Below are 20724 nucleotides of genomic sequence, written 5' to 3'. Positions count from 1 at the left end.
GACGACTCGCAGACATTGGCGTGACCACCCTGATCGCTCGGGGGGTTATCCCCACCACGACGCGGTTGCTAACGGGCTGCTGGCCGGCGCGTCCCGCTCCTAGGGTTGGGGCATGTCCAGCACCGCGCTCCCCCGTCCCGGCCTGCTCCGCCAGTGGTGGCAGGGCTGGGCGCACGTGGCCTTCTTGGTGCTCAACCTGCTGACCGGGCTCGTCGCGCTCGCCCTGGTCCTGTGCCTGCTCATCGGCGTCATCCTGCTCGCAGCCGCCGGCCTGGGACTGCTGCTGCTGTGGCCCACCCTGTGGCTGACCTGGCTGTTCGCCAAGGGCGAGCGGAGCCGGATCGAGGCCTTCACGAGCCACCGGATCGTCCCCCGCGAGACCTCCGGCGAGCCGCCGTGGGTGACCACGCTGGGGGTGAGCAGCGCGCACCGGCGAGCTGCGGCATACTCCGGCCTGCACGCGCTCTGGGGGCTGCTGACCGGGGCCCTGACCAGCCTCGCCCTGGCCACCTGCGTAGCGGTGCTGACCCTGCCGCTCACCAGCACCCTCGTGACGCACGACGAGGCGCGCCTGTTCGGCCTGGTCCCGTTGGAGCAGCCGGGCGCTGTCGCGGCGGCGTGGATCGCCGCACTGGCGGTCCTGCTCGTCGCGCCGTTCGCCGCGCGCCACCTGACGCAGGTGGACGCAGGGCTGGCGCGCAGCCTGCTGGGGCAGGACCCTGAGGAGCAGATCGCGCACCTGTCGGAACGGGTGGAGACACTGACCACCTCGCGCAGCGAGACCGTCGACTCCGTGGAGGTCGAACGGCGACGCATCGAGCGGGACCTGCACGACGGGCCGCAGCAGCGTCTGGTCGCCATCGCGATGGACCTGGGCATGGCCCGGGAACGGCTCGCCCGCGACCCCGATGGCGCCGGGGAGCTGCTCGACAAGGCCCACCTGGCGGCCAAGGAGGCCATCACCGAGATGCGCCACGTGGCCCGCGGGATCACCCCGCCGATCCTGGCGGACCGCGGGCTGGACGCGGCGGTGTCGGCCCTGGCAGCCCGGTCAGCGGTGCCGGTCACCGTCGAGGCCGCGCAGATCGGTCGGCTGGACCCGACCACCGAGGCGATCGGCTACTTCTGCGTGTCCGAGCTGCTCACCAACGTCGCCAAGCACGCCCGCGCCGACCGCGCCCGGGTGCGGCTGGCCCTGGACCACGGCCTGACGCCACCCGCCCTGGTGATCGAGGTCGAGGACGACGGGGTCGGCGGCGCGGACCCGCGGGGCGGCAGCGGACTCAACGGGTTGCGCCAGCGCGTCATGGCGGTCGACGGCGTGATCCACCTCGAGTCCCCCGGCGGTGGCCCGACCCGCGTCCAGATCCTCCTGCCGGCCCGACGTGTGCCCGCTGCCGACCCCTATGGCCCACCCCCGCCGGGCCCACCACCGACCGGGACCGGCACCACCGACCCGCGCCACGACATACCGACCCCCGACACCGCCCCGGAGGAGACCCGATGACAACGCCTGTGCAGGTCGTGCTCGCCGAGGACTCGGCGCTGCTGCGCGACGGGCTGGTCCGCCTGATCACCGAGGGCGGCTTCGAGGTCGTGGCCGCCTGCCCGGACGCCGTCACCTTTCTGGAGGCGGTCGAGCAGCACCGGCCGGGCCTGGTCGTCGTCGACGTCCGGATGCCCCCGACCTTCACCTCCGAGGGGATCCGGGCGGCCCTGGAGGTCCGGGAGCGTTATCCCGACACGACGGTGCTGGTCCTGAGCCAGTATGTCGAGGAGCAGTACGCGACCGAGCTCGTCGCCAGCCGGGCCAAGGGGGTGGGCTATCTGCTCAAGGACCGGGTCGCCGACACCGCCGACTTCATCGCGGCCTTGCGGGAGGTGGCCGGCGGCGGCACGGTGCTGGATCCCGAGGTGGTGATGCAGCTGCTGTCGCGGGCCCGCAACGCCGACCCCCTGGACCGGCTGACGCCCCGCGAGCGCGAGGTGCTCGGCCTGATGGCGCAGGGCAGGACCAACGCCGCCATCGCCCAGCGCCTGTTCATCGGCGAGGGCGCGGTGGAGAAGAACGTCTCCTCCATCTTCACCAAGCTCGACCTGCCCCCGACCGACCAGGACCACCGCAGGGTCCTGGCGGTGCTGCGGTGGCTCGACCACGGCAGCCAGGAGCAGTCATGACGACGACCCAGAACCCACCGACCACGGCGCCGACACCCCCGCGCCCCCCGATGGCCCCCTCGAGCCGACGTCTCATCGTCATCATCGGAGGCATCGTGGCCGTGCTCATCGTGCTCGCCCTGGCCGTGCCCACCGCGAGCCGCCTCCTGGAGAGCACGGAGCGGACCAGCCACGCGCTGCCCGCGGACCTGTCCGAGCTCACCGTGGACAGCGATGTCGGTGACGTCGAGATCCGGGCCGTGGGCGCCGGCGAGCAGCCTGGTGCCCAGGCGACCCTGCGCTCCGGACTGGTCGACGCGCAGGCCGAGGTCGCCGTCGACGGAGGCACCGCCACCCTCACCGACACCTGTCAGAACCGCTGGTGGGCGACCTGCTCGGTGCAGTGGGAGATCCTGGTGCCCGCCGACACCGCGGTGACCGTGGTGAGCGCGGTCGGCGAGGTCACGGTGGAGAACGTCACCGGGCCACTGTCACTGACCTCCAGCGTGGGTGGTCTCACGGCGACCGGTCTCGGGAGCGAGCAGGTGACGGCGCGCAGCAGCGTCGGGGACGTGACCCTCGAGCTGATCGCCGATCCCGTCGCCCTCCAGGCCAGCTCCTCCACGGGCGATGTGACCATAACCGTGCCCGGCGACGCCACCTACCGGGTGGTGGCGACGGCCTCGGTGGGCGAGGTGCGCAACACCCTGGCCACAGACGAGGCCTCGACGCGGACGATCGACGTGCGCACCGCCGTGGGCGACATCACCCTGCGCCGGGGTTAGGCGCCCGGTCACCGTCTCTGGTGCCGGCGGGGGTTGCTTACCCGAGGGTGACCAGCCCGCGGGCCCGCTCCACATAGAGAGGGACGGGGCCCGAGACCAACCGCTCCCGGGCCGCCGACGCCCGGGCGACCTCGTCGGTGATGACGCCGTCCACGCCGCGAGCGAGGTGATCGGTGAGGTCGCCGAGGTCGTTCACCGTCCAGACGTAGAGATCGCGGTCCTGCGCGTGGGCATCCACCAGCATCTCGTCGCTGACGGACCAGGCCTCAATGACCACCGCCCCCGTGCTGGTGGGCGGCAGCTCACCGATCTGGAAGCCCACCACATAGGCCGTCGGACGCTCGGGGTCGAGCCGGGCGATCTCCTCGATCAGGCTCCGGTCGAGGGACTGGATCATGTGGGTGTGGTCGGGGTCGAGCCGGTCCAGCTGGGCGACGATGCGGCGCGCGAAGCCGGGCGGCTCGCGGCCGTGCGGTTTCACCTCCACGAGCAACCGGACCCCCAGGTCGTCAGCCTCCTCGACGAACGCCTCGAGCGTCGGCACCGGGGCGCTCTGCCCGTTCTGCCGCAGCGTGAGTGAGGTGACCTCCTCCTCGGTCAGCTCATAGACGTTCCGGTCGTCGCCGGTCAACCGGCCGAGCCCGACGTCGTCATCACCACCCACCCCCCGTCCCGGGTCTCCTGGATGTCGGTCTCGACGACATCGGCACCAGCCGCCTGCGCCGAACGCAGCCCCGCGATGCTGTTCTCCACCTCCTGCGAGGGGTTGCCGCGGTGCCCGATGATCCGCGGGTCCACCTGCGCCGCCAGGACCGCCGCGTCGGCCGCGGTGACCACCGTGGGCGGCGCGCTCAGCCCAGCGACGGCGACCAGCCCCAGGGCCGCCACCCGGGTGCCTCGGCTGGAGACACCGGCCCGTGGCACCTCCACCGGTCGGCCGTGCGCCTGGCGGACGTAGGCCACGAAGAAGAACGCCACGAAGGCCGTGGTGAGTCCGGCCACGGCGAAGCGCGCCAGCTCCAGCAGTCCGAGGACGACCCCCGCCGCCGTGTGGGTGCCGGTCAGCGCGACCGGGACCACGCCGACACCCGCCAGGAGTGTCAGCACGAGGGACGCGACCAGCACCGCACCCAGCCCGACCACCCCGAAGCCGAGCAGCGTGCGCCAGGTGGTGAGTCGCACGCTGCGGCCCAGTGCCTGCAGGATGGTGATGTCCGAGCCGGCCAGGAGCGCGGGGAACAGCAGCAGGCGCAGCATGGCGTAGCAGAGGACGACCCAGACCCCCGCGTAGAGCACCGTCCCCGGCACGGTCTTCAGCAGCTCGCCGCTGATGAACTTCGGCAGCGCGACCCGCTCGGTCATCACCGAGGCGAACCCCACCCCCGAGACCGGGAGCAGCACCGTCAGGTACGGGACCAGCAGCAGACCCTGCCAGCTGGCCGCCTTGCGGACCGTCTGCCAGGACCGCCGCAGGACGGCGGTGAAGGTTAGCGGTCCGCCGTCGAGCGCCAGGTGACCGATCACCGCGAACAGGGTGATCTCGCGCCAAGACCAGCAGGGTCGCCACCCAGGCGATCACCAGCAGCACGAGCACGGCCAGCGGCGAGGTGACCACGGTGTCCAGGGTGTAGAGGTTCACCCCGCTGATCCCGAGGCGGTGCAGCGTCCAGCGCACCAGTGCGGTGAGCAGAGGCATGGTCCACAGCAGTGCCCCCTGGACGCCAAGCATCGCGACGGCGACCACGACCCACCGGGCACGGAGCAATCGGAGCGCGGTCCGCAGGGCGCGCCCGATCTCCACCCGCGTCCGGGGCCGGACCGGCTCGGGAGTCACTGCAAGTTCACAACCTCACCCGCGGTGCTGTCCCCCGCCCGGTGCGTCGCGCACCATCGGCAGGTGCGGGATCCCGTCCTCCACGTAGTCCGGACCGGAGCGCACGAACCCGAACTGGCCGTACCACCGCTCCAGGTGCGCCTGGGCGCCGATCCGCGTGGGCCGGTCACCGATGCGGTCCAGCGCGACCTCGACCAGTTCCGCGGCGTGCCCGTGACCCCGGTGCTCGGGGTGGGTCGCGACCCGGCCGATGATCGCGTGGCCGTCCCCCTCAAGAACCCGCACGTAGGCGGCCAGGGCGCCGCCCACCTCGATCCACAGGTGCTGGGTCCCCTGCTCGGTGTCCCGCCCGTCGATCTCGGGGTAGGCGCACTCCTGCTCCACGACGAAGACATCCACGCGCAGGCGCAGCAGATCGTGCAGCTCGCGGGCGGTCAGGTCCTCGAAGCGGGCGACGCGCAACTGTGGTCCGGTCACGCTCCCACAGTATGCCGGGACGCCCGTCTCCCCGCCCGTCCCGCAGGAGGGCGGCACCAGAGGCCGTGAACTACCGTCGACCTCATGACCATCGAGCCGGTTGATGCCCTGCGACGGATCGCGTTCCTGCTGGAGCGCAGCCGTGCCTCGACCTATCGCGTCAAGGCCTACCGCCAGGCCGCGGACACCCTGCTCGCGATCCCGGAGACCGAGGTCCACGAGCGGGTGCGGCGGGGCACCCTCAAGCAGCTGGACGGCATCGGCCCGTCGACGGCCGCCGTGATCGAGCAGGCCTGCGCCGGTCGGGTGCCGGACAAGCTCGCCGAGCTCGAGGCGGAGGTCGGGGGCCCCCTCGTCGAGGGCGGGGAGGCGGTGCGTGCCGTGCTGCGGGGCGACCTGCACAGCCACTCCGACTGGTCCGACGGAGGGTCCCCGATCCAGGAGATGGTGGCCAGCGCGATGGAGCTCGGCCACTCCTATCTCGCGTTGACCGACCACTCCCCCCGGCTGACCGTCGCCAACGGGCTCACGGCTGCGAGGCTGACCAAGCAGCTGGGCGTGGTCGACGCCATCAACACCGCCGTCGGTCCGGACTTCCGGCTGCTCAAGGCGATCGAGGTGGACATCCTCGACGACGGCGCCCTGGACCAGAGCGAGGAGCTGTTGGACCAGCTCGACGTCCGGGTCGCCTCGGTCCACAGCAAGCTGAAGATGGAGTCAGCGGCGATGACCCGCCGCATGGTCGACGCCGTGCGCAACCCACACACCAACGTCCTGGGTCACTGCACCGGCCGGCTCATCACCGGCGACCGCGGCAAGCGCCCGCAGAGCAGCTTCGACGCGCCCGCCGTCTTCGAGGCCTGCGTCGAGAGCAACACGGCCGTCGAGATCAACAGCCGGCCAGAACGCACCGACCCGCCCGACGACCTGCTGACACTGGCCATCGAGACGGGCTGCCTGTTCGCCATCAACACCGACGCGCACGCCCCCGGGCAGCTGGACTTCCAGGCCTATGGCTGCGAGCGCGCCGAGCGACTCGGCGTCCCCCTCGATCGGATCGTCAACACCTGGCCGCTGGAGCAGCTCCTCGCCTGGGCGAACCCAGGCACCTGAGCAGGGCGACTGCACCGCTCCCCTCCCTCCGACCACCACACAGTTGATCCCAGGCGTTGGACGGCGGTCAGCCTCCCGAGTCGCTCGCTCGTCTTCGAGCGCCTCCCCGTTCTTCGGGCTGGTTGCAGTCGGCCCGAGGAGCGCCCAGGCGCTCGAAGACGCAGCCCGGCAGCGTGCCGTGGGCAGTAGCGCGGGCCAACCGGTGAGCGCGGCCGACCAGCGAGCGCACCCCGTCGCCAGGGAACGCCCAGGGAACGGCCCGCTGCCTAGCGTCGGTGGCACGAGGTGAGAGGCACCTCGACACCACCGGAAGGAGCACCGCCATGGCCCTGTTCATGGACGTCCACCACACCATCCCCGAGGGCGCCGACGCGGCAGCCGTCGCCCAGGCCCACCAGGCCGACCTGTCCGTGCAGGACAAGTACGGGACGCAGTACCTGAACTACTGGCTCGACGCCGAGGCAGGGAAGATCTTCTGCCTCGTGGAAGCTCCCGACGCGCAGACCGCGGCGGCGGTCCACCGGGAGGCCCACGGCCTGCTGGCCGACGAGATCCACCCGGTCGTCCAGGGCTGACCGAGCGTGGGCACGCGGGTGCGGGCAACGAGCGGATCAGATCGGTAGCACCGCCCCATCACGCGTGCACCGGCCCGTCTCAGAGTGCCGCCCCGGCACGGCAGCGCGCCGCCTCCCGCGGCCGTTGGGCAGCCTCGAACTGCTCGGCGGCCGCGGCCAGCTGAGCAGCCACCTCAGCGGGCTCACCAGATCCCGCCAGGAGGTGCGCCCGGGCCTCGGCCAGGGCCGCGTGCCACGGCCCGCCGGTCCACATCTGAGCCACGGGCTCGGCCAGCGCGAGCAGCTCCTCGGCCCGGTCACGGTCACCGTGCGCGGCACCGACCCTGGCGCCCGCGACGCGCAGCCCCATCGCGCACGGTGCGCACACCTGCAGGTCCGCGCACACCGCCTCGGCCTGATCGAGCAGCTCGACCGCACGGGTCAGGTCGGGAGCGTGTTCCACCATGCCGCCGAGCACCCACGGCACCAGGTGCTGCGGCACCGCACTCGCCCGTGCGGCCTCCAGCGCCTCGCGATGCCCGCGCTGCGCCCGTGCCGGGTCGCCGTCGACGCTGGCGAGCTGTGCCAGCCGCTCGGTGGCGACCGTCCGGCCCGTCACCGCACCGATGTCGTCGTGCAGCTCGAGCGCCACCTCGAGATCCGCACGCACCGCGTCCGGCGGCTCACCGCCCAGCACCCCCGCCTCCCCCCGCAGCAGCCGACCCAGCGCGCGAGCCGCCACCGCGTCGCTACGTTCCCCCTCGGCGAGCAGGCCCGCGCCATACTCACTCACCGCACGCAGCCCGTCGGCCTCCCCGAGGGCGAACTCCACCATGCACATGTTCGCGTCGTAGAGGAAGGGCACCAGCTCCGGGGCCGCCGACAGCATGGTCAGGAACTCCTCGGCGAAGACCTCCTTCCAGGCACCACGGGAGTATGCCGTCAGGCCCAGCAGCTCGCTGGCTCCCGTGAGCTCGGTGGTCAGGCCGGCGTCCACGGCCAGGGCCTTCGCCTCACGGGCCGCGCGCTCGGCCTCGGCGAGCTCGGACCGCTCGTAGTGGATGCCGCCCCACATCAGCAGTGCCCGGGCCCGCATCGCGGGCGTTGCGGCGGCCCGGCCCTCCGCCTCGAGCGCCCGCTCGTAGAGGCCGGTCAGCTCGGTGCCCGGCGAGACGCCCAACTCATCCCGGAGCACCTGCCGGGCACGGCCGAACTGCCGGATCGCGGCGGCACGGTCGCCGCGGGCCAGGTGTGCGCGCATGAGCTCCAGGTGGGCGAGCTCCCGCGTCGGATCCTCCGCGACCAGCCTTCCCCACATCCGCCCGGCCTCCAGCAGCTCCAGGTAGAGATCGCGCAGCCGCACTCGGTGCTCCTCCGCCCAGTCCGCATAGGGATCGTCGGGCAGCAGGGGGCCGCGATAGGCCTGCGCGGCCTCCCGGCACCCGGCTGGATCACCCGCAGCCAGCGCCCTCTCCGCGGGTCCCACGAAGTCGTCGACATCGGTGCTGACCTCACCCCCGGGCAGCAGCCCGACCCGGCGCTCCTCCAGCACGCACGCCTCGGGCAGCTCCAGTAGCCGCCGGAGGTGGAACGCGGCCTTGCGCAGGTTCGCGGCGCCCGCCGCCGGCCCCAGGTCGGGCCACAGCGCCTCGATCACCTGGTCGCGCGGCATACCGCCTCCCGGGGTCAGCGCCAGAAGCGCGAGGAGGTCGGCCGGCCGGCGCTGCCGCCACGCCGTCACGGGCAGGGGGTGCCCGTCCACCGAGACGGCGAAGCCGCCCAGGAGGTGGACGCGGAGCTGGGCCCCAGCCACAACACCAACATAACGCCGGACGGCGACAGTCCGACGTCGCGCCCACCGGTCGCCGCGAGGACTCACTTTGGAGTTTGGTCCGTGGCTGACGTATGCTTCCGGACGTCCTCGAAGGATCCGAGCTGCGCTTGGCGGCGGGGGGCCTGCAGGACAGGTCCCCATCGTCTAGTGGCCTAGGACCCCGCCCTTTCACGGCGGTAACACGGGTTCGAATCCCGTTGGGGATACTGGTCTTCGGACCAGATCGCGGTCTACGGACCGCACGCAGGAAGGCCTGACACCAGGCCCCGTAGCGCAGTTGGTTAGCGCGCCGCCCTGTCACGGCGGAGGTCGCGGGTTCGAGTCCCGTCGGGGTCGCCACCGGCGCCGTCACCCATCTCGGGTGGCGGCGCTTTGTTGTTCCGCGGCCCGTCCCCCGACCCGCGGGCCGCCCGGCGTGCCTCGCCGTCCGCTGCGTCCACGCCCGTCCTTTGGTACGGTTCCGGAGCGTCGAGCCCGGGGGGAACGGCCTGACCCGATCCCACGTCATACGGGCAACCTCGACACCTGCCCGGAAGGATCCGTCACCATGCGGACCACACGATCGCTCGCGGCCCTTGCCACCGCCTCCCTCGTCGTGCTCACCTCAGGCTGCGGGATCGACCCCGGGCACCAGGCGGAGCAGGAGTTCATCGACCACTTCACCCAGACCTACCCCGACCACGTCGTGGACACCCTGACAGCGGCCTCGGACAAGCTGCCGTGGGTCGGCGGCGAGATGGCCGGCACGCTGGTCCTGGCCGACGACACCCCGCCGGAGGTGTTCGCGACCATCCTGGACGACCTGACCACGTGGGCTCCCGACGCGAACAGCAACTACCAGCCGATCGGCCTGGTCGCCAACGGGGTCGGGGTCTGCCTGGACAACGAGCAGCAGGACCAGATGCAGTCGCTGCGCGATGCCTTGTATGCCGACGGGCTGGCTCTGCAGGGCAGCTGGCTGTGCCCGGCGGCGATCTACGGCAGCCACTCCGTCTACAAGGGCACCCTGGCGGACGTCACCCGGGATGCCGAGGTGGTGCGACAGGTCTGGGACGGCGACGGGGAGTTGCGCCTGGAGGCCGAGGTGAACACCCCCACGGGCACGATCGACCACTCCTGGCCGGAGCTGCCGGACACCCTGCAGGCCACCCTCGACGCGGTGGCCGCCGAGCAACAGATCGTCACCTTCGAGCTGACCGACGAGGGGCTGCGAGTCGCCGTCACCCCCACCGCCGAGCTGGAGGCGACCCAGGAGGCCGCGACCGCGGCGGCAGGTCCCGGCCTGCCCGTCACGCTCATGCAGGGCAGCCTGAGCCCGGAGAAGGCAGCTGCCATGGCGGACCTGGCGCACATCCCCGACGCGCTGCGCGCGGTGGAGGGGGTCACCTCCGTCACCGTCGACCCCAACCACATGAGCGTGGCGGTGGCGACACGGGACCCCGCTGCGGTCCGAGGGATCTACGACGCGGCCATGGAGCACCCGGAGTTCGACGAGGACCTCACCCTGCGGATCCAGGTCTCCCTGCCTGACGCCGACGCCGGGAACCGCTTCGTGCGCTTCCCGGGCGGGGACGACGAGCTGCTGCCGCTCTTCCTCGACCTGCTGAGCAGCGAGGACGTCACGCGGGTCTGGGTCACCTCCCCGCTGCCGGTCTTCGACCCGGACAGCCCGCAGCCGGGCCAGCCCTCGGTGCCCGGGGTGCGCATCACCCTGGCGCGGCCCGTGGTCGAGACCGTCCCGGAGCTGCGGGACATCCTGCCCGACGGCCTACGCGTCAACCTCACGAACGGCGAGGATCACCGGGACTCGGTCGACCTCACCACCGCGCCGACGCTCACCGCCGAGGACATCGACTCGATCTTCACCATCCCCGACCTGGAGGCGATCGCCGCCGCCTGGAACGCCGCGGGCTGACGCCCCACCCTCCCTGGCCGTGCACGTGCATGGATCGTTCCCGCCACCCGCCGGCAGATCGGGGAAGGATGCGTTCACGTGCACGTCCCTCCCTGCGACAGGCAGAAAAGGTCGCGCGGTTGACGTCGAATGCGACATCAACCGCGCGACCATTTCTGCAGGTCCTTATACCAGTTCGCGAAACCGGGGTCAGGCGGCGCTGCGGTCCAGCTCCTTGGCCCGGGCCGGCACGCGCTGGGCGGGCTTGTCCGCCGCCTTCGCGGGGGCGGGCACGCGCTGCGCAGGCGGGTTCACTGCTGTCGCGGACGTGGTCACCGGCTCCTGCGTCACACCGAGCACGGCCCCGGCGGGCACCCGCTCGTCCGCATCGACGGTGTGGAAGTCGGCCACCCGGACGCGGTCGCCCAGGATCGCTCGCATGCCGAGCCGGGCCCCCCGACCCAGCCGGGAGCCACGCCCGACGCACGAGTTCGTGCCGACAACGGCGTCTTCATCGACGAACGCGTCCTCGGCGACCCAGGAACCGGAGCTCACCCGGGCACCTCGGAGCACGCGGGCACCGGGGTCCACGTAGGCCGACTCGTGGACGTAGGCCTGCGGGTCCACCACGGCACCCTCGGCGACCAGCCCGCCTCCCAGCACGTGCGGCCAGTAGCGCAGCGGCTTGCCGGGCACTTCCTCAATCTCGATGTACTTCTTGCGACGCCTCGCCACAGTTGATCCCTCCCTCGGGGATGTCGTTTGGGGTAAGAGAAGCCGAATGGTCACGGAATCCGTCCGGCGTGTAGGTAAACGCTCCAGTAACGTGTGGTGTTCCCGACGTCGGTGCGTGCGTCGTCACACCGTCTCGGCGTGCGGATCAAGGACAACTGCGCACGTCACAGGTCACTGACAGGGATGGCACAGGCTCCGCCGAGCGCCGCGGGGTGAAGTGGGGGCTCCACACCAGAAGGAGCTGTCATGACACACCGTCCCCGCCCTCGTGGCACCGCACTGCTGGCGCTGGCCGCGACGATCGCGCTGGCAGCCTGCACCGGGACCCCGACCAGCGAGCCGCCGCCGACCGACCCGGCCGTCGACGGGGAGGCCGACCTGACCGCGACCGGCGCCAGCGCAGGCACCGAGGAGACCGTATTCGACGCCTCGACGCTGCACTCGTTCTCCTTGGAGCTCGACGACGCCGAGTACGCCGCGATGATCGACACCTACGTGTCCTCCGGCGACAAGGAATGGATCACGGCCACGGTGACCATCGACGGTGAGACCTTCGAGAACGTCGGGGCCAAGCTGAAGGGCAACTCCAGCCTCCGGGGCGCCACCGCCGACACCGATCCGGTGACGCTGCCGTGGCGGATCCGGCTGGACAAGTATGTCGACAGCCAGCAGCTCGATGGCTACACCGACTTCGTGGTGCGTGCCAACAACAGCCAGACCTCGCTCAACGAGGCGGTGGCGCTCGATCTGCTCGAGGCGGCCGGTCTGGCCTCCGAGCACGCCGTGGCCTCGACCTTCACGGTCAACGGCAGTGAGTCCGAGCTGCGACTCGTGGTGCAGAACCTCGACGACACCTGGGACGAGGAGAACTTCAGCTCCGAGGGCATCCTCTACAAGGCGGACGCAGAGGGCGACTACAGCTACCGGGGCGACGACCCGACCGCCTACACCGAGGCCTTCGACGTCGAGGCCGGCGAGGAGGACTATGCCCCACTGGTGGAGTTCCTGGACTTCGTGAACAACTCCAGCGACGAGGACTTCGCCGCCGATCTCGACGAGTACGTGGACGTGGAGTCCTTCGCGCGCTACCTGGCCTTCGAGGACCTGGTGGGCAACTTCGACGACATCGCCGGTCCGGGCAACAACTCCTTCCTACGCTGGGATGCCGACACCGGGGTGATGACCGTGGTCGCCTGGGACCACAACCTGGCCTTCGGCGGCCAGATGGGCGATGACCGCGGCGGGCGGGCGGGAGGTGGTCAGTTCCCCGGTGGTCAGTTCCCCGAGGGCATGACCCCACCGGAGAACCCCGGCGAACTCCCCGAGGGCATGACCCCGCCGGACGACCAGCAGGACGGGTTCCCCGGCGGCCGACCAGGCGACATGGGCGGCATGGGCGGCAACATCCTGGCAGAGCGGTTCGAGGCGAACGCCGATTTCGCCGCGCTCTACGGCGACGCCCTGGCCGACCTTCAGGCCGAGCTCGTCGACAGCGGTGTGGCGCAGCAGGTGCTGGACGGCTGGGTCGACGTGCTGACCCACCACGCGTCGGACCTTGTCGAGGCCGACACGGTGACATCCGAGGCCGAGCAGATCAGCGCCGTCCTGTCCGGGGAGACGACGCCGCAGCAAACGCCGAGCCGCCGCTTCGAGGGCAACACCGACCAGAGCAGCACAACCAGCGACGGCGCCCGCAGTGCCTGAGGTGTAGCCGCAAGGACGGGCCTGCGTCGGAGGGTCGTGCGGGTGTCGGGCCGTTGCGGGCGTCGGCCCGGCTGCTGGCGCGAAACAGGAGGTTCCCGCGTTTCGGGTATAGTGATCCCGCGCCGGATCGCTCCGGCGTGTTGTGTGCGCAGGCCACGTCACCCTCGGCCCACGCACACCCGGCCAGGTAGCTCAGTTGGTACGAGCGTCCGACTGAAAATCGGAAGGTCGGCGGTTCGACCCCGCCCCTGGCCACCTCAACAGGGGGATACGCTTGCGCTCACGCCCGAGACGACCGGACGACATACTCAGCGCACACCCTGGAGCACGACATGGCCCGCACCCGCCTCTCCCTCCTCGCCACCCTCTCGGCCACGGCCGTCCTGCTCACCGCCTGCGGCGGGGGCGCCGACGAGCCAGAGCCGACGGATGCCGTCGAGACCGACACCCAGGACACCGCGGACGACGCAGACCAGACCGCTGACGCCGGTGAGGACACCGCGGACGCCGGCGCCTGTTCCCCAGACTCGCTGGAGACGGTGACCGCGGGGACGCTGACGCTGAGCACCTCCGAGCCGGCCTTCGAGCCGTGGATGGTGGACGACGACCCGGCCAACGGCGAGGGCTTCGAGTCGGCCGTCGCCTACGCGGTGGCCGAGCAGCTCGGCTTCGAGGCCGACACCGTCGAGTGGGTGCGCAACCCGTTCGAGGCGACCATCTCCCCCGGCCCGAAGAACTTCGACCTGGCGATCAACCAGTTCTCCATCACCGAGGAGCGCAGGCAGGCCGTCGACTTCACCTCGGGCTACTACGACGTGCGACAGGCGGTGGTCTCCAAGGAGGGGGCCGGCGCGGCCGACGCCACCAGCCTGGCCGACCTCAAGGACTCCCTCCTCGGCGCCCAGGTCGGCACCACGAGCCTGGCCTCCATCGAGGAGTCCATCGCCCCGACCCAGGACCCGCTGATCTTCAACAGCAACGAGGAGGCCAAGCTCGCCCTCGACAACAACCAGGTCGACGCGATCGTGGTCGACCTGCCGACCGCGTTCTACCTGACCGCGGTCGAGATCGAAGGCGGCGTCATCGTGGGGCAGCTGCCGCTGACCGGTGACACCGAGCAGCTCGGCTTCGTCCTCGACCTGGGCAGCCCGCTGACCGACTGCGCGACGCAGGCCGTCGACGCCCTGCGCGAGGACGGCACCCTGGACGACCTGGCGACCGAGTGGCTCGCCGACGTCGCGGGGGCCCCCGAGCTGCAGTGAGCCTGGATCACCCGACCCCGCTCGAGCTGTCCCGCCGCAGGCTGCGCGCGGGACGCTCGCGGCGCTCGACCCTGACCGCACTGGTCAGCACGCTGGTCTTCGCGACGGTCCTCTACCTGGCCGTCACCAGCGCCCCCGGGTGGCCGCGCACCCAGGCGACCTTCCTCAACCCGCAGGTCGCGTGGGACTCACTGCCCAAGATCCTCGAGGGGCTGTGGCTCAACATCCGGGTGCTCGCGGTCGCGGCCGTCGCCACCCTCGTGCTGGCGCTGGTCATCGCGGTGCTGCGCACGCTCCGGGGGCCGGTCTTCCTGCCGCTGCGTCTGCTCGCCACCGGGTTCGTCGATCTGTTCCGCGGGATCCCGCTGATCGTGCTGCTGTACCTCATCGGCTTCGGCGTGCCGGCGCTCCGCTTCACCGACGAGCGGATCAACCCGGTCTACCTGGGCACGATCGCCCTGGTGCTCACCTACGCGGCGTACGTCTCGGAGGTCTTCCGCGCCGGCATCGACAGCGTCCACCCCAGCCAGCGGCTCGGCGCCCGCTCCCTCGGCCTGAGCTACGGCCAGTCGATGAAGCTGGTCGTGCTCCCCCAGGCGGTGCGTCGGGTCACGCCCCCGCTGCTCAACGACTTCGTCGCGATGCAGAAGGACGTCGGCCTGATCTCCCTGCTCGGTCCCCTGGACGCTGTGCGCGCCGCGCAGATCGCCTCGCAGAGCACCTTCAACTTCACTCCCTACGTCGTGGCCGCCCTCCTCTTCGTCCTGCTGTCGGTCCCCACCGCGCGGGCCGCCGACTGGGCCGCGGCCCGAGCGGCGCGCCGCGAGCAGAGCGGGGCGATGCTGTGATCCGGCGGCTCAGGTCCTCCACCGGCGACGGCAGTATGCCGCCAGGCCCGGCCGCGCGGGACACCTCCCTCGATCTTCCGCCGGGTCCGCGGCGCAGTGACGACGTCGTCCTGGACGTGCGCGGCCTGGTCAAGGCGTATGACGACGCTGAGGTGCTCCGAGGGATCGACCTCACCGTGGCCGAGCACGAGGTGGTCACCCTCATCGGGTCCTCCGGCTCCGGCAAGTCGACCCTGCTGCGCTGCGCCGGCGTGCTCGAGCCGATCAGCGACGGGCAGATCCTGCTCGACGGCCAGGACATCAGCGACCCGCGGATCGATGCCGACGACGTGCGCGCCCGCTTCGGCGTGGTCTTCCAGGCCTTCAACCTGTTCCCGCACATGACCGTGCTCGACAACATCACCCTCGCGCCCCGGGTGGTGCACGGCGTGGCACCCAAGGAGGCCCGGCAGCGCGCGCACGCGCTGCTGTCCAGGGTCGGACTGGCCGACAAGGCCGACGCCTACCCCGACCGGCTCTCCGGCGGGCAGCAGCAGCGGGCCGCGATCGCCCGCGCCATCGCGGTCGAGCCCCGGGTGCTGCTGCTGGACGAGATCACCTCGGCGCTGGACCCCGAACTGGTCGGCGAGGTGCTCGCTCTCGTGCGCGAGCTCGCGGCAGGCGGCGCCACGATCCTGATGGCCACGCACGAGATGGGCTTCGCCAAGCAGGTCGCCGACCACGTGGTCTTCCTCGACCAGGGGGTGGTGTGCGAGGAGGGACCGCCCGCCCGGGTGCTGGGCGAGCCCACCCAGCCCCGGACCCAGGAGTTCCTGCGCCGCGTGATCGACGCCGGCCGCCTCTAACCAATTTTCGCAGGGGTTTTGCGGGCCCCTCACGTATTTTCGCAGGGGTTTTGCAGGCCCCCAGGCATTCTCGTACTGGTTTTGCGCGCCTCACCGCGGCGGACGCCTGTGGACCCGCGTCGGGAGACGCGGCACAATGGCACAGCATGCTGCCGCACCGCAGCCATCGTGACCGCCTGGTCGAACGGGTGGCCAGGGTGTGCGCGCGTGCGCAGGACCCCCTGGAACTGTTCGAGTCCGTGGCCACCCTGGTCCGGACCGAGGTGCCCTACGCGGCGGCCGGGTGGATCCTCATCGACCCGGACACCATGCTCATCAACGCCGTCTACGGCGAGGACGTGGACCACGACCTGCACCGTGACCTCATCGCGTGCGAGCTCACCGAGGACGACCTCAACAAGTTCTGGGAGCTGGCGCGGGAGGGCTTGACGGCCGTCGCCCTCAGCGCGAGCACCGCCGGCGACCTAGCACAGAGCACCCGGTGGGCGCGGATCTACGGGCCGCACGGCTACGGCGACGAGCTCCGGGCCGTCTTCGCCACCGGACGGGTGGCGTGGGGCCACGCCTGCCTGACCCGCCGGGCCGACGACCCCTTCTTCACCGCCGAGGAGGTCGACCTGGTCGCTGCCATCGCGCCGCACGTGGGCAACGGCATCCGCACCTGCTACCTGCTCGGCGACCTCACGGGCGGCGAGCCGGGACAGTCACCCGCCATGGTGGTCCTCGACGACGAGGGAGCCGTGGTCTCACTCACCGCGCAGGCGACCGCCTGGCTCGGCGAACCCCAGGAGGTTGACGCCGCGATCGTGCTCCACGAGGTGGCCCAGCAGGCCCGTGTCCTGGCCGCGGGCCCGGCGGGCGACGCGTCACCGAACGGTTCGGCTGACGACAGGTCGCCTGGCGCCCCGCTGGACCAGCCCGCCATGGCGCGGGCGCGCTCCCGGGACGGCGAGTGGCTGGTGGTGCGCGGGGTCCGTCTCTCGGACGGGGACGGCAACGGTCAGCGCGGCACCACCGCGCTCGTGCTCGAGCCCGCCCGGCGGGCCGACCTGGCGCCCCTGCTGCTCGGCCTCCACCAGCTCACCGACCGCGAGCGCGAGGTCACCCAGTTGTTGCTCCACGGGATGTCTACGGGCCAGATCGCCCGGGAGCTCTGGATCAGCCCGGAGACCCTGCGCGGTCACGTGAAGTCGGTCTTCGCGAAGCTGGGGGTGTCCAGCCGTCCCGAGCTGGCGGCGTTGCTGTCCCACGAGCCGCGATCTCGCGTGCGACCCGCCGAGCCTGTCGCCCGACGAAGCCGGTGAGCCCCGGCCGGTACACATAGCCCACGAACCGCAGCCCGGGCAGCGCCTCCTCCGCGGACCTGGCCCACGGCATCCCGCGATCGTCGAGCACGTCCAGGTGGCCGGCGAGCGGTTCCAGGCCCGTGGCATAGCCGGTCGCCACCAGAACCACGTCGGCACGCAGCCGCTGCCCGCCGGCCAGCACCACACCGTCCGCGTCGAGGCCCGTCGCAGCCGGCACCACCCTGATGAGTCCCTCCCGGATGGAGTCAATCACCTCCGGGTCCACCACCGCCGTTCCGGCGCCGCGGCGCTTCAGGCCGGTGATCGCCCCTTCCGGCGCGGGCGGCAGTCCGTATGCCGTGAGGTCACCGACGACCCGTCGCTGCAGGGCAGCGAGCATCCGGTCCACGAGCCAGTCCGGCAGGTGCAGGAACAGAGGCACGGGCAGGTCGGAGGGCGCGCCGCCGACCTCGCGGAACAGGATGTTGGGTGGCGTCCGGATGGCGAGACTGACCCGGCCCGCTCCCCCGGTGGCCAGGTCGTGGGACAGTTCCAGCCCCGAGGAGCCGGCCCCGACGACCACCACGTCCTGCCCCTGGAAGGGGGCCGGGTTGCGGTAGTCGTCCGGGTGCAGCACCGTCCCGCCGAAGGCCGGGTCGTGCGCCCAGCCCGGGAGCACCGGGCGGTTCGCCAGGCCGGTCGCCACGACCACGTGGCGGGCCGTCGCCTCCCCCTGGCTGGTGGTCACCCGCCACATGTCGTCGACCGGGTCCAACCGGCCCACGTCGACACCGGTGCGGACCCGCACGCGGCGCGCCTCGGCATACTGCCTCAGGTAGTCCACGTAGTGATCGCGCGTGGGGAACTGGCCCCACTCCCGGGGGAACGGCGCTCCCGGCAGGTGGGAGTTGCGCCGGCTGGTGTTGAACCGGAGCGCGTCGTAGCGCCTCGCCCAGGCCGCCCCCGGACCGTCGCCGCGCTCCAGCACCGTCGCGGAGACCCCGCGCGCCCCGAGCTCGGCCGCGCAGGACAACCCTCCCGGTCCCCCGCCGATCACCATGACCTCGTCGTCCATGACGCTCCCTCACCCGGCCGAGGATCGGCCGCTGAATCCACCGTCCGGCACCACGCGCGTCGGCACCACCCCCCACCTGGGGGGTCTTCCCACGGGGTGGCGGGACCGTTCGGTTGCGGGTCGGGCGCTCGACCGGTAGGACGGGAGAGTGCCGTCGGGCCGCGACGGTGTGGGACGGAGGACGCGTGGCACTGCCGATCGAGGACTACGGGGTCATCGGCGACCTGCACACCATGGCGCTGGTGGGCAACAACGGCTCGATCGACTGGCTGTGCCTGCCCCGGTTCGACTCCGGTGCGTGCTTCGCCAAGCTGCTCGGCACCGACGACCACGGCTTCTGGCGTCTCGCCCCGGCTGGGGCCGACCGGTGCACGCGGCGGCAGTACCGCGACGACTCGCTCATCCTGGAGACCGAGTGGGAGACGCCGGAGGGCAGCGTCCGGGTGATCGACCTGATGCCGGTGCGCGACAATGCCGCGGACGTGGTCCGCATCGTGGAGGGAGTGTCCGGGCGAGTCCGGATGCGCACCGACCTGCGGCTGCGCTTCGACTACGGCAGCGTCGTCCCGTGGGTCCGGCGCGACGGGCACCAGCTCTCGGCCATCGCCGGACCGGACTCGGTGTGGCTGGACACGCCCATCGACGTCCACGGGCACGACCTGACGACCTCCGCCGACTTCGAGGTCGCCGCGGGCGACCGGGTGCCGTTCGTCCTCACCCATCACCCGAGCCACGACCCGGAGCCCGTCCGCCGGGACCCAGAGCGGGTGCTCGCCGACACCGAGCGGTACTGGGAGGAGTGGACCTCCCACCTGTCCTACGACGGCGGGTGGGACGAGGCGGTGCGCCGGTCCCTGGTCACGCTGAAGGGCCTGACCTATGCCCCCTCGGGTGGCATCGTCGCCGCCGCCACGACCTCCCTGCCGGAGGACATCGGCGGCTCGCGCAACTGGGACTACCGCTACTGCTGGCTGCGCGACGCGACGTTCACCCTCCAGGCGCTGCTCGGCACCGGCTTCGTCGAGGAGGCTGGCGCCTGGCGCGACTGGCTGCTGCGTGCCGTCGCCGGCGACCCGGCAGACCTGCAGATCATGTATGGCATCGACGGCCGTCGCCGGCTGCCGGAGTACGAGCTGGACTGGCTGCCCGGCTACGAGGGCTCAGCACCGGTCCGGATCGGCAACGGTGCCGCGGGCCAGTTCCAGCTGGACGTCTGGGGCGAGGTCCTCGACATGCTCCACATCGCCCGGGAGTCCGGCCTGTCGGCCGCGCCCGACGCGTGGGACCTGCAGCTGGCGATGCTCGACTTCCTCGAGGGCAACTGGCAGCGCGCGGACAAGTCGCTGTGGGAGATCCGCGGGCCAGACCGTCACTTCGTGCACTCCAAGGTGATGGCGTGGGCCGGGCTGGACTGTGCGGTCAAGGCGGTGGAGAAGTTCGGGCTGGAGGGCCCTGTCGACCGGTGGAAGGCACTGCGCTCCCAGATCCACGACGAGGTCTGCGCGGAGGGTTTCGACGTCGACCGCGGGACGTTCACCCAGTACTACGGCTCGCCCGGCCTGGACGCCGCGCTACTCCTGATCCCGCAGGTGGGCTTCCTGCCGTGGGACGACGAGCGGGTCGTCGGCACGGTCGAGGCGGTCCAGCGCGACCTGACCGAGGGTGGCTACGTGCTGCGCTACCGGACCGAGCACGGCGTGGACGGGCTCCCCGGCGACGAGGGCGCCTTCCTGCTGTGCAGCTTCTGGCTGGCCGACGCCCTCACCGGCATCGGGCGGGTCGACGAGGGCCGCGAGCACTTCGAGCGCCTCCTCGCACTGCGCAACGACCTCGGGCTGCTCGCCGAGGAGGTCGACCCCGTCTCGGGCCGCCACCTGGGCAACACGCCCCAGGCGTTCAGCCACGTGGGCCTGGTCAACACGGCCCGGCGCCTGAGCGGCCTGCAGAAGGCAGCCGAGCACGCAGAGGGCCGGGCACGAAGGGTGGAGCCCCACCACGACGCGGTGTCGCGCGGGGAGGAGCCGATCGGCCGCTGAGCCAGTTCGACTCCCCACCGCTTCGCCCCCACGCCGGCTCCCCTACCGCTTCGCCCACTTCGAGCTCACCACTTCGGTCCCCGCGCCGCCTCCCACCACTTCGCTCCCCACGCCGGCTCCCCACTACTTCGGCCCCGCACACGGCGGCTTCCCACTACTTCGAGCCCCTCACCGTTCCTCAGGCCGACTGCAGTCGGCTCGAAGAACGCGGGGGCGCTCGAAGACGAGTGGCGGTGGCCGCGCGGAGGTGCGACTGGGCGCCTGTGGCGCAAATGAGGTGTGGCG

Annotated in this window: 17 protein-coding genes, 3 tRNA genes and 1 pseudogene; 15 read left to right on the top strand and 6 right to left on the bottom strand. The window is 71.8% G+C overall.

From position 1 onward, the window contains the following. The first annotated feature begins 112 nt into the window (after window positions 1-112). From MWU75_RS00895 to MWU75_RS00885, 3 genes are read left to right on the top strand one after another with little or no spacing between them, the layout of a single operon-like run. Window positions 113-1507 carry a histidine kinase gene (locus MWU75_RS00895; RefSeq protein WP_247087528.1) on the top strand — a complete coding sequence of 465 codons (1395 nt, stop codon included), beginning with the start codon at window positions 113-115 and terminating at the stop codon, window positions 1505-1507. A gap of 8 nt (window positions 1508-1515) precedes the next feature. Continuing rightward, entirely contained in the window at window positions 1516-2178 is a 663-nt protein-coding gene (locus MWU75_RS00890) for a response regulator transcription factor (RefSeq protein WP_348647727.1), read from the top strand. Continuing rightward, on the top strand, window positions 2175-2942 hold the full coding sequence (locus tag MWU75_RS00885) for a DUF4097 family beta strand repeat-containing protein (RefSeq protein WP_247087524.1): 768 nt from the start codon (window positions 2175-2177) through the stop codon (window positions 2940-2942). The genes MWU75_RS00890 and MWU75_RS00885 overlap by 4 nt, the downstream gene beginning before the upstream one ends. Window positions 2943-2979: 37 nt before the next feature. Here the strand turns inward: MWU75_RS00885 and MWU75_RS00880 are convergent, their stop codons facing one another. From MWU75_RS00880 to MWU75_RS00870, 3 genes are all read right to left on the bottom strand, one after another. Next, window positions 2980-3606, bottom strand: coding sequence for a glycerophosphodiester phosphodiesterase family protein (locus MWU75_RS00880; protein ID WP_247087522.1), 627 nt, complete (start codon window positions 3604-3606; stop codon window positions 2980-2982). Further along, window positions 3570-4466 carry a glycerophosphoryl diester phosphodiesterase membrane domain-containing protein gene (locus MWU75_RS00875; protein WP_247087520.1) on the bottom strand — a complete coding sequence of 299 codons (897 nt, stop codon included), beginning with the start codon at window positions 4464-4466 and terminating at the stop codon, window positions 3570-3572. Before MWU75_RS00875 ends, MWU75_RS00880 begins: the two co-directional genes overlap by 37 nt. Before the next feature lie 325 nt (window positions 4467-4791). After that, window positions 4792-5253 (bottom strand): GNAT family N-acetyltransferase, encoded by a 462-nt coding sequence (locus tag MWU75_RS00870; protein ID WP_247087518.1) that lies wholly within the window; start codon window positions 5251-5253, stop codon window positions 4792-4794. 84 nt (window positions 5254-5337) lie between these two features. Between MWU75_RS00870 and MWU75_RS00865 the strand changes: the two genes are divergently transcribed. Further along, a complete protein-coding gene (locus MWU75_RS00865) occupies window positions 5338-6366 on the top strand; it encodes a PHP domain-containing protein (protein WP_247087516.1) in 1029 nt (342 codons plus the stop codon). 323 nt (window positions 6367-6689) lie between these two features. Further along, window positions 6690-6941 (top strand): nickel-binding protein, encoded by a 252-nt coding sequence (locus tag MWU75_RS00860; RefSeq protein ID WP_247087514.1) that lies wholly within the window; start codon window positions 6690-6692, stop codon window positions 6939-6941. Window positions 6942-7020: 79 nt separating this feature from the next. Here MWU75_RS00860 and MWU75_RS00855 read toward each other — a convergent pair whose 3' ends face one another. Continuing rightward, window positions 7021-8733 (bottom strand): BTAD domain-containing putative transcriptional regulator, encoded by a 1713-nt coding sequence (locus tag MWU75_RS00855; protein ID WP_247087512.1) that lies wholly within the window; start codon window positions 8731-8733, stop codon window positions 7021-7023. A gap of 154 nt (window positions 8734-8887) precedes the next feature. Between MWU75_RS00855 and MWU75_RS00850 the strand changes: the two genes are divergently transcribed. The 3 genes from MWU75_RS00850 (at window position 8888) to MWU75_RS00840 (ending at window position 10669) form a co-directional block, all read left to right on the top strand. Next, window positions 8888-8960: transfer RNA gene (locus MWU75_RS00850), tRNA-Glu, on the top strand. Window positions 8961-9016: 56 nt separating this feature from the next. Next, window positions 9017-9093, top strand: a tRNA-Asp gene (locus MWU75_RS00845). 208 nt (window positions 9094-9301) lie between these two features. Then, window positions 9302-10669, top strand: coding sequence for a hypothetical protein (locus MWU75_RS00840; protein ID WP_247087510.1), 1368 nt, complete (start codon window positions 9302-9304; stop codon window positions 10667-10669). Window positions 10670-10858: 189 nt separating this feature from the next. On the opposite strand, the gene MWU75_RS00835 is transcribed toward MWU75_RS00840, so the two are convergent. After that, window positions 10859-11383, bottom strand: a complete 525-nt coding sequence (locus MWU75_RS00835) for a transferase (RefSeq protein ID WP_247087508.1) — start codon at window positions 11381-11383, stop codon at window positions 10859-10861. A gap of 246 nt (window positions 11384-11629) precedes the next feature. Here MWU75_RS00835 and MWU75_RS00830 point away from each other — a divergent pair, with 246 nt between their 5' ends. The 6 genes and pseudogenes from MWU75_RS00830 to MWU75_RS20145 form a co-directional block, all read left to right on the top strand. Beyond that, window positions 11630-13087: a CotH kinase family protein gene (locus MWU75_RS00830; RefSeq protein ID WP_247087506.1), complete on the top strand. Its 1458-nt coding sequence runs from the start codon at window positions 11630-11632 to the stop codon at window positions 13085-13087. Between the two features lie 181 nt (window positions 13088-13268). Beyond that, window positions 13269-13342 (top strand) — tRNA-Phe (locus tag MWU75_RS00825). A gap of 77 nt (window positions 13343-13419) precedes the next feature. Next, window positions 13420-14349 carry a transporter substrate-binding domain-containing protein gene (locus MWU75_RS00820; protein ID WP_247087504.1) on the top strand — a complete coding sequence of 310 codons (930 nt, stop codon included), beginning with the start codon at window positions 13420-13422 and terminating at the stop codon, window positions 14347-14349. Then, window positions 14346-15197 (top strand): amino acid ABC transporter permease, encoded by an 852-nt coding sequence (locus tag MWU75_RS00815; RefSeq protein ID WP_247087502.1) that lies wholly within the window; start codon window positions 14346-14348, stop codon window positions 15195-15197. Before MWU75_RS00820 ends, MWU75_RS00815 begins: the two co-directional genes overlap by 4 nt. Next, window positions 15194-16042, top strand: a complete 849-nt coding sequence (locus tag MWU75_RS00810; RefSeq protein WP_247087500.1) for an amino acid ABC transporter ATP-binding protein — start codon at window positions 15194-15196, stop codon at window positions 16040-16042. Before MWU75_RS00815 ends, MWU75_RS00810 begins: the two co-directional genes overlap by 4 nt. A gap of 146 nt (window positions 16043-16188) precedes the next feature. Continuing rightward, window positions 16189-17223: pseudogene (locus MWU75_RS20145) on the top strand (helix-turn-helix transcriptional regulator); the annotation flags it as partial. Here the strand turns inward: MWU75_RS20145 and MWU75_RS00800 are convergent. Further along, on the bottom strand, window positions 17201-18403 hold the full coding sequence (locus tag MWU75_RS00800; protein ID WP_247087498.1) for an NAD(P)/FAD-dependent oxidoreductase: 1203 nt from the start codon (window positions 18401-18403) through the stop codon (window positions 17201-17203). The pseudogene MWU75_RS20145 and the gene MWU75_RS00800 overlap by 23 nt on opposite strands. Window positions 18404-18570: 167 nt before the next feature. Here MWU75_RS00800 and MWU75_RS00795 point away from each other — a divergent pair, with 167 nt between their 5' ends. After that, window positions 18571-20439 (top strand): glycoside hydrolase family 15 protein, encoded by a 1869-nt coding sequence (locus MWU75_RS00795; protein ID WP_348647716.1) that lies wholly within the window; start codon window positions 18571-18573, stop codon window positions 20437-20439. The last annotated feature ends 285 nt before the right edge of the window (window positions 20440-20724 follow it).

This window comes from Ornithinimicrobium sp. F0845, assembly GCF_023015765.1.
Classification (GTDB): Bacteria; Actinomycetota; Actinomycetes; order Actinomycetales; family Dermatophilaceae; genus Ornithinicoccus.
The sequence above is the reverse complement of the archived record's forward strand: the minus strand, read 5'-3'. Positions and strand labels throughout refer to the sequence as shown.